This window comes from Ochrobactrum sp. MYb379 (assembly GCF_037479515.1).
Lineage (GTDB): Bacteria > Pseudomonadota > Alphaproteobacteria > Rhizobiales > Rhizobiaceae > Brucella.
Genome location: NZ_JBBGYW010000030.1, coordinates 1 through 14095, shown reverse-complemented (window position 1 = coordinate 14095; position 14095 = coordinate 1). Strand labels below are relative to the sequence as shown.

The following is a 14095-nucleotide window of genomic DNA, read 5'->3' as shown; positions in this document are numbered from 1 at the left end:
GGGCGTGCCAAGCTGGATCTTCTTCAGGCACGGTTGATCGGCGCAATGTGAAAGATATCGTCATCAAAAATGCGTCAGATCCAATATTCCGTTCCGATTGACATGTGGAGGATTCTAATCGCCTGTTATTGTTGGCGACAAATTATTTCAGGACGTGCCTTGAGCGTGGCCCTTGATTGCACACAAGCGCTGAGCCGCGCAGAGAGATACCAACTAGTAAGCTGTATTTCGTTGAAGTATTTGATTTAGTTAATTAAATGGCGCAGAAGGTCAGATTCGAGCCCGACGTGGAGCGAAGCTTGGTAACAATGAGTTGCATTTCACAGAAGGTTTCCTTGTCTGCACCTCATGGTTGATGCTAGATCACCTGAAAATGGGGTGGGTGATGCGTAAGTATATATTCTGGGCCTTTGCGGGCATTTTGTCAGCTTTCTATGTAATTACCGTTGGATTCGCCTCTGCGACCGAGGCCAGCCCCGAGCCTTTTACGGGCAATGATCGGTCAGCAGCTAACGCAGCACCACCAAAAAGTAATAATCCTACTTGGTCACAAAAGGTCACTGATGAAGCTGTCGCCGACCTCGCTTCTTTTGAAGATGGCGTAGCCGATTGTGCCAAAGATGCGGGAACCAGCATCAGCTATGCAGTGAAGCAGATCGATTTAAACGGTGATGGTATAAAGGAACTGGAGATTACAAGTTCGCCAACGGAACTGGGGAATGGCGCGAGCGTTTGTTTTGGCAGATCAGGCCAGAATATTTATCTACTTATCTCTGACGGAAATGGTGGCTGGAACAGAGAGTTCGGTTTTGATTCTGCCGAACTTGAATATCTGCCGCGTGAAAACGGGCAGATGGCAGATGTTGTCATTGGTGGACCGGGCTTTTGTTTTCCGACTTGGCGGTTTGTCGATGGCAGCTACCATCTTTGGAAAAAGTGTGAAGATGGAAAAGAAGTTCTGGCCGAAGACTTTCCAAGCCCAGATCAGCAAGAGACTCCGGTAGCAGCCGCCAACTCTGAGACTAAACATAGTCTTTTACCCCATCCGGGAAAGGTCGCGGTGACGACACGAGCGCCGGAGTTTGATCACAATGGCTCGTTGATGCTTGTCGACTATAAGAATGGGATTATCGCTTACAAAAATCCTAAGAAGTCGATCCGTGGAACGATATCGCCCGGTCACGTTCTGTTCAAAGGTCGCCCGTGGGACTATTTTGAGACTGGCCGTCCAATAGAGGGGACTGCTTATGTTTTCAAGAAAGGTTGCAGCCCGGCGCCTTATAAAGTCAAAGGTCAACCAGAAGGCACGTGGCATACATTTGTCCTACGAGGTGCAGCACCTGTTCGGAAAAAGGGATCATGCAAGATTGAGAGATATTCGCTAACCAGCCCTAATGCTGAACTGCGTTTTGAAAGTATCTTGGATTGATTAAGATCAGCAGCGGTGATGTTAATCAGGCGCTGCACAACTGATCATGCGTTGATCTACAAGGGACCACCGGGATCTAAGCTGCCTTAAATTGTCATCTGTTAAACCATGCGATCTTAAATAGCCTTCAGCGCCGTCAAAGCAGTGGTCAAGCCAGTCCAGCGTTCTGAGCATAGTCGACGGATTGCATTCGGGCATCGGCATATAATCGGACTTACTCAAATTGAAAGCCTGAGCTGTCTTTTCGATGGTCTGGAGTAAGGGACCGAGACGGTCCGCTGTCAGTGCATAATCCTCAACAATGTCGGCATGACTTACGCCGGATAATGACAGCAACAAAGCGGCGATCAGTCCGGTTCGATCTTTACCCGCCGTGCAGTGAAACAGAGCACCGCCGGAGCAGTCAGCTATTTTGCTCAATACGTCTACAAATACCGGGCCTTGAGTTTCCAGCGCATGAATATAGAGATCCAGCAGGGCATTGCTTTGCGGTAATTGATGAGGGTTGAGATCGTCAAAGAGTGAAATGGAAATCAATTCAATGCCGTAAGCAGAGCCAAAGGGATCAGGCTCGGCGTCTCTTTCTTTTTGGCTTCGAAGATCAATGACGCGCGTTACACCTAATTGCTTTAACGCGGCTATTCCCGACTGATCCACATGAGCCATGTTGCCTGACCGAAAAGTCTTTCGCCAGGCCAGATTGCCTTGCTTTGTGCGGTATCCGCCCAAGTCCCGCGTATTAAAGCTACCGGAAACTACAATGTCTCGATCACCCATCGACCCCCCCAAAAAATCGGTAAATCGAAACCTACACGGATCATTTCTGAAAAGCCACATCGAGGCAGCGCGTATCAAGATTCAAGAGTTCACGCCATTTGACGTGATCGTGAGAGGACGTGCCGTGAACGTGGCCCTTGATTGCACACAAGCGCTGGGCCGCGCAGAGAGATTTGCTGCGAATAAGCTATATTCAGGGTAACTGTCTGATTTCATTAAATAAAATGGCGGAGAGGGTGGGATTCGAACCCACGGTGGAGTTACCCCCACGCCGCATTTCGAGTGCGGCGTTTGATCTCCTCCGGGGCGAACGGGCGATGGGGATTAGATACTTCCGACACCTTATTCGAGGTGAACTTCGCCGCAAGTTCGAGCCGCGACAGGTCGGCATTCTCGGTTCAAATCCATTTTACAACACAACCAGCCATAGATAATAAGACAATGGTGATTTGAATAGCTGGGTTATCTATCAAGAAATTGCAGATATGTATCCTTTTGCGCCAGTTTCAGAAACTCTAAGAGATCTTCCTTGCTTAACGCTGCGCAACCTGCAGTCGGTGTATATTCCGGCCTTGCGATATGCAGAAATATTGCGCTGCCCGCACCGGGAACAATTGGACTGTCATTGTGCCCTAGAACCACAACGCAGTCGTAAATATCGTGTTCCATCCAGAAAACTTCATGCCGTGCCGCAAAAGGCAAAGTCACATGCTTATTATAAGCAGGGCTTGCAGGATCGTCACACCATCCATCAAGAGCGGTCATTTCACGACAATCAATGACTGTTTCCGGCTTTGAAATGCGATCTGCTCGGTAAAATAAACGGCGGAGAGGCCAACCCCCAACGGGGCTTACACCGTCCCCTTCTTCCTTATGTTGCTGAATACCACCTCTGCCAACGGCACAGCGCCAAATCTTGTCGCCGAACTGTGCATGCCAGAGATTATCAGCCACTTTTTTGATCAAAAGGTCCATTATTCTACTCTTCAGCCATAAGTCATCATCGTCGATACGCCACCATGTTATAGAGGGCACTCTTACATGGATAGCATAGCACTCTCGTTCAACGGAAAGTGGCACGCCACACTTCTCGCTTGATGCATTTCCAAAACGGGGTCTTCCACACGGCAAATATCCTGCACATAAGGGCAGCGTGTGTGGAACCGACAACCCGAAGGTAAGTTCATCGGACTTGGTATGTCACCCTTTAAAATCAACTTTTCACGTTTTCTCTGATGCGGATCAGGACGCGGAACAGCAGAAATCAGGAACATGGTATAGGGATGACGCGGATTTGTAAAAAGCTCTTCCGTTGTACCAACTTCCACAAGACGACCTAAAAACATCACCCCTACGCGATCTGCAAATTGCCGCACGACGCTCAAATCATGGGTAATGAACAAATAGGTGAGCTTCATTTTCTCCTGTAAGTCACTCAGAAGATTAAGAACCTGCGCCTGAATTGAAACATCAAGTGCCGACACGGCTTCGTCACACACGATAAATTCAGGGTTATTGGCAAGTGCGCGTGCGATGCCAATGCGCTGGCGCTGCCCGCCACTGAACTGATGCGGATAATGGTTCAGAAGATCGGCGCGAAGGCCGACCATTTCCAGCAATTCCCGACATCTTGCGTCGATCTGTTCAGACGAGCCATACTTGTGTGCACGCAAAGGCTCTGCAAGGATATGCTTTATACGCATACGGGGATTGAGCGACGCATAAGGATCTTGAAAAACGATTTGGAGCTTCTTGCGTAAGGATCGCATCGCATCGTCGTCCAAATCGTGCAGGTCCTGCCCGCGATAACGAATGCCACCACTGCTTTTTTCCAAAAGCCGCAAAATAACGCGTCCAAGGGTTGTCTTGCCGCAACCAGACTCTCCAACAAGCGCAAAGGTTTCGCGCTCGTATATATCAAGCGTAATACCATCGACCGCGCGGACAACCTTTTCCTTTGATGTGAAAAATCCGCTCTTGATATGATAGTATTTGCTGACGTCTTTGGTGGAAATTAAAGCCTCACTCATGCTGCCACTCCTTTTCTCTCATGAAGCCAGCAACGGGCTTTATGTCCGTTTCTGATGTCGAAAATATCGGGTGATTGCACGTGACAGATTGGCATTGCGTCTGCACAGCGCGGGCTAAAGCGACAGCCTTTCGGCAAGTGAGCCAGATTGGGCACCATACCTTTGATACTATTGAGACGATTGCCCGTTGGTCGTTCCGTCGCCTTGGGTATCGAAGCCAAAAGACCACGTGTGTATGGGTGGGAAGGTCTGTCAAAAAGGTCAAACACATTTGCCTGCTCGACAATTTGGCCCGCATACATCACATTCACCTCGTCACACATCTCAGCGATAATGCCAAGATCATGGGTGATCAGCAGAATTGCCGTTGATGCCCGGTCGCGCAGTTCAAGCATCAATCGAAGAATTTGTGCCTGTGTGGTTACATCCAGCGCTGTGGTGGGTTCATCTGCGATCAGCAACTTTGGCTCACAGATTAGCCCCATGGCAATGGCTGCGCGCTGACGAAGCCCGCCGGATAGCTCGTGTGGATAGGCACTCAAACGCGCTTCTGGTTCCGGAATTCCGACCATTTCAAACATCTGCAGAACTTTTTTGCGGATTTCACGTTTGCTCAACTGTCCTTGAATTGCGAGTGGCTCGCCGACTTGTTGAAGCATTGTCTTCACAGGGTTTAGCGCCGTCATCGGCTCCTGAAAGACCATCGCAATTTCGCGGCCGCGCTTGCGGCGCATTTCATCCGGCTTGAGTTTACTCAAATCCGAGCCATTCAACGTGACACTGTCTGCTGTCACCTTACCGGGAGGCGTTGGCACCAGCCCCATCAAGGAAAGCGAGGTCATGCTTTTCCCAGAACCAGACTCTCCGACAAGCCCGACTATTTTTCCCCGACCGACGTCAAAGGAAACATGGTCAAGAATGCGCACTGAGCCATTTTGCTTTTTAAAATCGGTGCAGAGATTACGTACTTTGAGAAGAATATCGCTGTTCGACATGACTTGAGCCTCAATCTTTCATGTAAGGGTCAAGCGAATCACGCAGACCATCACCGATGAAGTTGAACGCGAGAACGGTTATGAGAATGGCAACGCCGGGCATGATGGCAACCAAGGGCGCGGCAAAAAGATACTCCTTGCCTTTTGCTACCAGCAGCCCCCAGCTTGCCTCTGGCGGCTGAACACCGACACCAAGAAAGCTAAGGCTCGACTCCCACATAATGGCTTCGGGAATGCTGAGTGAAAAAAGCACGATTAACGTCGGCACGACATTAGGAAATATATGCCGGAACATGATAACCGACTTAGATGTGCCATTCGCACGAGCCGCCTCGATAAATTCCTTTTCGCGCACTGCCAAAGTTTGTGAACGCACGACGCGGGCAACGCCTGCCCAACCAACCAGGCTCAAAGCGATGAAGATATTAAAAAGGTTTGCCCCTAAAGTGTACATCACCACCATCGCAAGCAGAAGCGACGGAAAGGAAATCATCATATCGGCCAAGCGCATAATAACGAAATCGACGCGCCCACCAAAGAAGCCACTGATTACCCCCATGATAGTGCCAAGGATCAATGCGATCATGCTTGGAATAATACCAACCAGCAAAGAAATGCGTGCGCCGTAAAGAATTCGCGTCAACAAATCGCGGCCGAAATTATCTGTACCCAGCCAGTAGGTCAAAGATGGCGGTAACAATTGTTCGTCCAACTCTACACGATAAGGGTCATGCGGGCTGAGCCATGGGATAAAAATTGCTATAAAAACAAGGGCCGCAATGACGAAAAGACCTATCATTGCTTTCTTATTTCTTTTGAAACTGCGGATCGTATCACTGAGAAAGCTGTCGCTTTGCGCATCGTGAATCTGCTCATCAACATTCTGAACAACTTGTGCGATTTGCGTCATTTCGAGCCACCCTTCATTTGATTACGGATGCGAGGGTCGAGGACGGAGTAAAGTATATCCGCGAGCAAATTGCCCAGAATGACGAGGACAGTTGCAAACAATACCGACCCTTGCAGCAGCGGCATGTCACGCGCTTGAATTGCACTGACGGAAATGCGCCCAACTCCAGGAATGCCAAAAATTGCTTCGGTAATAACGGCACCAGACAAGAGGCTCGCCACCTGAATAGCCATGATGGTTACAACCGGAATGAGCGAGTTCTTTAGCGCATGTCGGGTGATAACAAAGGTCTCATGCAGGCCTTTCGCACGCGCTGTGCGAATGTAATCGTGGCGCATAACTTCAAGCAAACTTGAGCGGGTTAAACGCGCAATAACGCCTGCCGAACTCCACCCCAAAACAAGTGCCGGCATGATGACATATTGATAGCCATAGAAGCCTGACACCGGCAGCCATTTGAGCTGAACCGCAAACACATATTGCATCAAAAGAGCCGACCAGAAGATCGGCATCGAAACGCCGAGCAACGAGAAGCCCATGAAAAAATGGTCAACCATTGTATCGCGGCGCACAGCAGAAATAATTCCAGCAGGGATACCTATCATCCACGACACCACCGCAGCACATGCAGCAAGCAGCAATGTGTTTGGGAAAGCATTCGTAATAAGCGTAGTGACGCTGCGATTGAGCTTAATCGACGTACCAAGATCGCCCTGCACTGCGGCGAAGAGGAAACGAAAATAGCGCGTTATCAGTGGATCATCGAGATGCATCTGCGCACGCACGCGTGCGATCACGTCCGGGCTTGCATGTTCCTTCATCAGAAGGGCGACAGGATCACCGGGTATGACATTCAGCATGATGAACAGCAACGCAGTAATTCCGATCAACACAGGGATCGAAATCGCGATGCGCTTAATAACAAAATTCAGCATCGCAAGGAGTTCCTTTACAATGCGCCAACAGCATTTGCGGCGTAATTAACCAATGGCAGTTGTTGGTCCGCGATATTTTTCTGGCCAACTACTTTCCAAAACGGCATGTGAAGAACGACCAGAGCCCGTTGCAGTCAGCCTTGCCGCAGCAACGTGCTCTAAAAGCCTTATTCGACTTCGGTCTTATAATAGCTCATGTCGCTCCAGCCATTCCAAGGGATCGTAAAATTCTTGACCCTTGGCTGGACCACATAATTATGGTCGAGGCTAAACAACGGAACCCAAGCGGCATCGTCCTGAACAATTTGCTCTGTTAGCTTTTGATAAACTGCACACCGTTCTGCCGGATCGGTGATAACGCGGGCTTTCTCGACATCGTCAAACACTTTAGGGTCGTTATTGTTGAAACCACGAACGCCCGTACCGCTTTTGCTGAAAAACGTGTAAAAGAAATTATCAGGATCGTTGAAGTCTGCCGACCAGGTCTGCGTGTAATTGTCGATCTTTCCCGCTTTTCTCAAATCGAAATAAGCAGATTCATCCATCGTTTTAATCTGCGTATTAAAACCAGATTTCTTAAGTTGTGCCTGAATGATCTGGTTCATATCAGACCATTTGGAGGACCAGCTGCTCACCTGCGCGAGATTAATGTCGACGCCATCCGGATAACCAGCTTCAGCGAGAAGCTGCTTAGCCTTTTCCGGATTATATTCGATAGGTGTGGCATCCGAATAGCAGATCAAACCACGTGGCATGACACCGTTTTCGAGTTTACCCTTGCCATAGAAATTCTTATCAAGAATTTCCTGACGGTTGAACCCCATCTGGAAAGCCTTCCGCACTTTGGGATCATCAAATGGTTTGTTGGCCTGATTGATATGATAATAATACATACCAACGCGCGGCCCGCTCTTAATGTGCTCGTTCCATTTGTCACTTCCGTAGAAATATGGCGTCTGGCTCATTGCGTAATCGAGGTCGAACACGTCCAGTTCGTCAGCTTCGAACAAAAGACGCAGGGTCTCTGAATCTGCTACAACGCGGACCAGAACACGATCAAGCTTTGGTCTTCCTTTAAAGTAAGCTTCATTCGCCTCAAGCATTTGGTTGTCATTGAGATTATACTCGCGCAACACGAATGGGCCTGTGCCATTGGTGGTTTCCGGTGAAAGGCCAAACTGATCACCAAGTGGCTCGGTAAATTTGCGATTATAAATAGATGCTTGTGGGCTAGCCATGAGCGCCGTAAACGCCGCATATGGCTCTTTTAGCGTTATGCGGACGGTATAATCATCGACGGCTTCAATGCCACGCACTTTGTCGGCGCTACCATTCAATCGCTCTGTCGCACCATCAACAAAGTCCAGAATATCAGTGCTCAATGCCTTGGTGGCGGGATCCAGCATACGGTCAAAAGTGTAGACGACGTCGTCCGCCTTCAGTTCTTCACCGTTATGGAAAAGCACGCCCTGACGCAGCTTGAAAGTGTAGACTTTACCATCATCGGAGACCGTCCAGCTTTCTGAAAGGCTTGGAACGAGTTCTGACTTACCGGGAGCAGTCGTCTCTGCCTCAATCAATCGATCAAATACATTAAGTGGCAAAGTATAGGCGTCCGTCGTTTTTTGAACATCGGCCGTCTTGGGGTCTTCAGGATATGACACACGCAGCATATGGTCGGATGCCATTGCTGGTGCGAGCAGAACTAAACTGACGACGCTTGCCGACAGAATGGTCTTGATTTTTTGTAACATTGCATTCCCCTTTTTCTTGTATTTTTTTCTCATCAAACTTCAAAGTGGCGAGGCTTTCCGCCACGCTCGACTAAAAGCCAACGGCAGATTTCCATTCGCCTTTGTCTTCGATTTTTAGCTGCTCCCGAATATCCAACCGATTGCGAATGAGCCGGTAACGATCATCCTCAACGAGCACTTCCGCTATCAGATCTCTGGAATTGTAGGTGGAGGACATGGTTGCGCCGTATGCACCAGCACAGTCAAAGGCAACCAGATCACCGGCTGCCAGTTTACCAAGCCCATCATAGTAACCAAAGTCATCTGAACTTTCACAAATAGGACCAACAATCCTATGTTGTGACTTCGCATTCTGTTCTGGTTCATTAATCGGGATAACCGGATGGGTGGCGTCATAGAGTGCAGGACGAATAAGATCATTCATTCCACTGTCAATGATAGCAACAGCGTCGCTATCGACGTCTTTCAGATACAGGACTTCAGTCACAAGAAGCCCTGCTCTACCAACGAGCCAACGACCGGGCTCTACAGTTAGCTTACAGCCGAGGTTGCCAACGGTTTCAGCAATGATAGCGGCATATTCTTTGATATCAGGACCGGGCTTTTCGCCGATTGAAATTCCAATGCCGCCACCAAGATCAAGATGCGGAACCTCAAGACCTTGTGAGCGTAAATTGCGAACCAAATCCGACATCGTTGAGAATGTATGTCTGAATGGAGAAAGGTCCTGCATCTGGGATCCAACATGGACTGCTAGACCCTTAAGTTCCACTTCCGCACAATTTGAAGCCGCTGCATAAACGCTCGGCACTTCGGCAATCGGAACGCCAAATTTGCTCTTCTTCGTTGCAGTCGTAATCTTGGCATGGGTTTTTGCATCGACGTCCGGGTTAACCCGCAATGCAACAGGTGCACGCACTTTAAGAAAGCGTGCGATGTCAACAATCTCGTCCAATTCAGCTGCAGATTCAACGTTAATCTGATGAACGCCAACCTTAAGCGCTCTCCTAATTTCCTGTCGCGTTTTACCGATACCTGAAAAAATGACGCTTTTAGCCGGAATACCAGCTGCAAGCACGCGCTCCAGCTCTCCACCGGACACAATATCCATGCCGCAGCCCAACTCGGCCAGCAAACGCAAAACAGCAATATTGCTATTTGCCTTAACTGCGAAACAGATCGAAACATCAATCTTGTTCAGCTCTTCCGCCAGCGTTTGATAAGCCCATTTTATGGCATCCGTCGAATAGCAATAAAATGGCGTAGGAATATCCTGCGCAATTTCGCTAAGACGAACCTGTTCGGCATGAAGCTCTCCGTTTTTGTAAGAGAACCATGTGCTGTCCGGCTGCCGTTGATTAACCGACGAAGACGTTTTCATTGTGTCACCCATTTTTCCCTAATTCTTGTGGGGGTGTTTTGAGGACAGTGTTCCAAAGTTTTTTATGCTTGTGAAATGCTCAAAAACTCTTTTTTATTCAAAACTGATATATGGAGAGGATGCAGCTGATGAGAAAACTGAACCAGAGGCAAATTGAAGTTTTCAATGCCATTATGGTCAATAAGAACATGACTGTTGCGGCGGCTCATTTGAACACATCGCAACCCACCATCAGTCGCGAACTCCGTGAAATGGAAGAGCGGATTGGCTTTGATCTCTTCATTCGGTTCGGCAAGCGCTTAACACCAACAGATCAGGCATTTCTTCTGCACGATGTGGTGCGGCGAGCGTTCATTGGAATGGACGAAATCAGTCGCGCAGCGGCGGCGATACGCACGCATCATGCAGCAAATTTTCGTATCGCAACCATCCCGGCTTATGCGGAATCGATCATTCCAAGGGTTGCAAAGAGGTTACAAAATTCGAAGACCAGCATTCACCTGTCTCTTCATTCTCACGAAGAAATCTCGTTACAAAACGAGATGATGACGAATGTTTTCGATCTCGGTATCACAGAAGGACAGTTCGAGTACCAAGGCTTTTGCCACGAGCAAATTGATGTTGGATCGCTCGTATGTGTTTTACCAATCAATCATCCGCTGGCACAGAAAAACGTATTAACCCCGCAAGATTTTGACTGCGTTCCTTACGTTTCATTTTCGCAGGATGATCCTTACCGTCGCAAAGTCGATGAGATCTTTGCACAGAACGACATTATGTGCCGCTACTCTGTTGAAACCACAACCGCGGCCAGTGTTTGCTCAATGGTCATGGCCGGATTGGGCGTCTCCATCGTTAACCCTCTGACAGCATGCGACTATCTTGAAATGGGCGTTGCGCTGCGGCGCTTCAGCGTTGAAATCCCATATACGATGCACTTATGGCACCCGCAAAAAAGCAAGAATGCACGGCTGATCGCCAAGTTTATGAATCTCATGCAGGAAGAAGCTACGACAGTAAAAAATACACTCAGCAGTAAGCTGAATAACTGAATTTCATGCTAGAGGAAGTGTTAAATCTAAGCTAAACGGCCTTTATGTTTCGGCACTTATGATGCTTCGAGTGTGGACTTCTAACCTCCGATAAGTACAGGTTATCGGAGGTGAGCCATCTGATGTAAAACAATTGTCATCTCTCGAAAAAACCCGCGTTAAAATTGAATGCAGCAGATCATCACAAGTGCCGTATGACGTCCATACGCCCATGCAAGACACGGATGACAACAAGGTTGTTTCCCTGCTCCTGAAAATAGATCACATGCGATCCGACAGCATATTTGAAATAGCCAGCGCGAATGTCTGTCGGCCGGCCCCGCTTGCTGCCGTCTTTTAACCCTTCAAATGCATCGATCACATCATGGATGTAGATGTTTGGCTGGTCCAGTGGCCACTCGCGTAGAGTGTAAACCCAGATCTCTTCCAGATCAGCTTCTGCCAGCGGTGTAAGCTGATAACGATCAAAGTGCATGCTTTGTCTTCATTCTGTGCAGGAAGCTTTCGCGATCCAGGGGCTGCGCCGGACCAGACTCTTCACCTGCGATCAGCGCATCCTGTAATGACTTAACACGCGTTTCATGTTCCTCCAACAGACGCAATCCTGCGCGCACCACATCACTGGCAGAGCCATAGCGCCCTCCCCTCACCTGTGAATCGATGAAGCTGGCAAAATGATCACCAAGGCTAACTGAAGTGTTTCGTGACATGTCATAGCTCCTTTGCATCATTGTACCAATAATTGGTACTTACACAAGAGCACGAGACATGCTTCAACAATTCCTCCGTAATATGTTAAATTTCGGCTCATTTTGAGCCAGTTTTCCATTTCGGACTAACCCATACAATTTCGCAAATTGACATGGGTTTCAACCGGATACATGCGCTGGGACTGATCAACCTCAAATACAAAACTGGGTCAAATTCAGATGAAATTCAACATTCTGGGAAATGGAAGCTTGAAATCATGTGGCTGCTCAACGAGCGGGTCTATAGGTTCGGAGAGCTTCGCAAGGCCATACCTGGCATCACCCAGCACATGCTAACCGCCCAGCTCAGGGAGCTCGAAGCTGACGGGTTGATATCGCGAACCATATTTGCCGAGGTGCCGCTGCGGGTCGAGTACGAGATGACACAGAAGGCGCGCGGGCTTGGCCCCACAATGGAGGCGTTGGCGGCATGGTGGAGTGAGTATGGAACGACTGTTCCCGTCAGGCCTTCAACACGAGGCCGCAAACCCTCGTGACGATAGATTGTCGCCCTTATGTAAGGGCGTACACAGTGTACCCGCAACAGAATATTCAGTACTGAAGACGGTTACCGTTGCTAAACTTTGCTGTCGTAAAAACATTGCGGCGCCAGCCAGTGCTGACGCCGCAATCCATTCTATCAAGCCAGATGCTCACCGAAGAACGCCGTGATCCGATCGAAAGGGATCTTGTCCATGCGGTCGTAGAGATCGGTATGGTTTGCGTCCGGGATGATCAGGAGCTACTTCGGTTCCGATGCCGCGGCAAAAGCAGTTTCGCTGAAATAGCGTGAATGGGCTTTTTCACCGTGGATGATCAGGACCGGTCGCGGGGAGATTTCCGAAATATAGCTCAGGATCGGCATGTTCATGAACGATAATGGTGTCGTCAGGCTCCAGGCTGCGTTCGAGTTGATCGCTCGAGGATGAAAGCCGCGCGGTGTCTTGTAATAGTTGGCATACTCAACGACGAACTGCGGCTCACCGCCTTTCAGTTCGAGTGATACCGGACCATAGGCGGGGGTACCCTTTTCAGCATCAGCCCAACGCTGTCGGCTCATTTCCACCAGCGACTGTGTTCGCTGCTCAAGTGTTACACTGTCATTGTAGCCCTTCGACATGACGCGTGTCATGTCATACATCGTGCTGGCGACGACGGCCCTGACACGCTTGTCGGCGGCGACGGCATTCAACGCCATGCCACCCCAGCCGCATATGCCGATGACGCCGATGCGCTCGCGGTCGACATAGGACTGCAGGCCGACATAATCCACCGCAGCGCTGAAGTCTTCGGTGTTGATGTCGGGTGAAGAGATGTTGCGAGGCTCGCCGCCGCTCTCTCCAGTATAGGACGGGTCAAACGCCAGCGTGGCAAATCCCCGTTCCGCCATGGTCTGGGCATAAAGCCCTGATGATTGCTCCTTCACCGCACCAAACGGGCCGCTAATCACGATGGTCGCCAATGGCTCGCTTCCGCGATCTTTCGGCAGGTAAATGTCACCTGCCAGGGTGATGCCATATCGGTTCCTGAACGAAACCTTCTGATGGTCGACTTTATCGCTCTTGGGAAACACCTTGTCCCACGAATTGTCCTGTGCGAACGCCATCGTGGCACTGGCCGCCGGCATCATGCCGATCGCTGCTGCAGCGAGCCCCGTTGCCTTCATCAGGTTCCGTCTGGTGGTGTCGCAGGTCTCGGGAGTATCGATTTGCTTGCTCATGGCTGAGCCTCCTGTGCTGTTGAAGTCTGTTTTCATTGGACGCGTTCGACGCGTAGTGAAAATTCGCCGGGTACGTGTAGCGCCTCATAGCCTTCATCGAAGCGTCCGAGACGGATCAAACCGGGATGCTTGTAGTCGGCGAAGAACATCGCGAGATTGCCCCATGGCATGTAGTAACAGAGGTCGTATGGCCGCTCTTGTCGAACGGCCCATGGCCTTCGACGGTCAGCTTTCGCGGGAGATGCGCGATCTTTTCGTTGGAACTGGACTTGCCCTGATTTAATGGAGAGGTTCTGTCACTAGTTTACGTTTTATCATCTCGAACTGGATCGGTGATTTATACCCGAGTGCAGAATGTCTGCG

General features: G+C 49.5%; 13 protein-coding genes and 2 pseudogenes. 3 read left to right on the top strand and 12 right to left on the bottom strand.

The genetic code is table 11. The features are described 5' to 3' along the window. Positions 1-385 precede the first annotated feature (385 nt). A complete protein-coding gene (locus WH356_RS23800; RefSeq protein ID WP_339515346.1) occupies positions 386-1429 on the top strand; it encodes a hypothetical protein in 1044 nt (347 codons plus the stop codon). A 21-nt stretch (positions 1430-1450) separates the two neighbouring features. Here WH356_RS23800 and WH356_RS23795 read toward each other — a convergent pair whose 3' ends face one another. The 8 genes from WH356_RS23795 to lysA form a co-directional block, all read right to left on the bottom strand. Then, a complete protein-coding gene (locus tag WH356_RS23795; RefSeq protein ID WP_339515344.1) occupies positions 1451-2206 on the bottom strand; it encodes a tyrosine-protein phosphatase in 756 nt (251 codons plus the stop codon). Between the two features lie 462 nt (positions 2207-2668). Continuing rightward, positions 2669-3181 carry a L,D-transpeptidase family protein gene (locus WH356_RS23790; protein ID WP_339515342.1) on the bottom strand — a complete coding sequence of 171 codons (513 nt, stop codon included), beginning with the start codon at positions 3179-3181 and terminating at the stop codon, positions 2669-2671. A gap of 62 nt (positions 3182-3243) precedes the next feature. After that, positions 3244-4236 (bottom strand): ABC transporter ATP-binding protein, encoded by a 993-nt coding sequence (locus tag WH356_RS23785; protein WP_339515340.1) that lies wholly within the window; start codon positions 4234-4236, stop codon positions 3244-3246. Then, positions 4233-5231 carry an ABC transporter ATP-binding protein gene (locus WH356_RS23780; protein ID WP_339515338.1) on the bottom strand — a complete coding sequence of 333 codons (999 nt, stop codon included), beginning with the start codon at positions 5229-5231 and terminating at the stop codon, positions 4233-4235. Before WH356_RS23780 ends, WH356_RS23785 begins: the two co-directional genes overlap by 4 nt. A gap of 10 nt (positions 5232-5241) precedes the next feature. Continuing rightward, on the bottom strand, positions 5242-6141 hold the full coding sequence (locus WH356_RS23775) for an ABC transporter permease (RefSeq protein WP_339515336.1): 900 nt from the start codon (positions 6139-6141) through the stop codon (positions 5242-5244). Further along, complete coding sequence (locus WH356_RS23770) at positions 6138-7076, bottom strand: ABC transporter permease (RefSeq protein WP_339515334.1); 939 nt, start codon at positions 7074-7076, stop codon at positions 6138-6140. Before WH356_RS23770 ends, WH356_RS23775 begins: the two co-directional genes overlap by 4 nt. Positions 7077-7243: 167 nt before the next feature. Beyond that, on the bottom strand, positions 7244-8830 hold the full coding sequence (locus WH356_RS23765; RefSeq protein ID WP_339515332.1) for an ABC transporter substrate-binding protein: 1587 nt from the start codon (positions 8828-8830) through the stop codon (positions 7244-7246). Positions 8831-8900: 70 nt separating this feature from the next. Beyond that, positions 8901-10211 carry a diaminopimelate decarboxylase gene (gene lysA, locus WH356_RS23760; RefSeq protein ID WP_339515330.1) on the bottom strand — a complete coding sequence of 437 codons (1311 nt, stop codon included), beginning with the start codon at positions 10209-10211 and terminating at the stop codon, positions 8901-8903. A 128-nt stretch (positions 10212-10339) separates the two neighbouring features. Here lysA and WH356_RS23755 point away from each other — a divergent pair, with 128 nt between their 5' ends. Next, entirely contained in the window at positions 10340-11263 is a 924-nt protein-coding gene (locus WH356_RS23755) for a LysR family transcriptional regulator (protein ID WP_339515328.1), read from the top strand. A 181-nt stretch (positions 11264-11444) separates the two neighbouring features. Here the strand turns inward: WH356_RS23755 and WH356_RS23750 are convergent, their stop codons facing one another. Together WH356_RS23750 and WH356_RS23745 are read right to left on the bottom strand one after the other, a co-directional pair. Further along, positions 11445-11738 (bottom strand): type II toxin-antitoxin system RelE/ParE family toxin, encoded by a 294-nt coding sequence (locus WH356_RS23750; protein WP_339515326.1) that lies wholly within the window; start codon positions 11736-11738, stop codon positions 11445-11447. Further along, positions 11728-11973, bottom strand: coding sequence for a type II toxin-antitoxin system ParD family antitoxin (locus WH356_RS23745; protein WP_339515324.1), 246 nt, complete (start codon positions 11971-11973; stop codon positions 11728-11730). The genes WH356_RS23750 and WH356_RS23745 overlap by 11 nt, the downstream gene beginning before the upstream one ends. 152 nt (positions 11974-12125) lie before the next feature. Here WH356_RS23745 and WH356_RS23740 point away from each other — a divergent pair, with 152 nt between their 5' ends. Beyond that, positions 12126-12509 (top strand): winged helix-turn-helix transcriptional regulator, encoded by a 384-nt coding sequence (locus WH356_RS23740; protein WP_339515322.1) that lies wholly within the window; start codon positions 12126-12128, stop codon positions 12507-12509. Between the two features lie 143 nt (positions 12510-12652). Here WH356_RS23740 and WH356_RS23735 read toward each other — a convergent pair. Both WH356_RS23735 and WH356_RS23730 read right to left on the bottom strand, forming a co-directional pair. Further along, a pseudogene (locus WH356_RS23735) lies at positions 12653-13732 on the bottom strand (alpha/beta hydrolase). Between the two features lie 32 nt (positions 13733-13764). After that, a pseudogene (locus tag WH356_RS23730) lies at positions 13765-13994 on the bottom strand (cyclophilin-like fold protein); the annotation flags it as partial. Between the last annotated feature and the right edge of the window lie 101 nt (positions 13995-14095).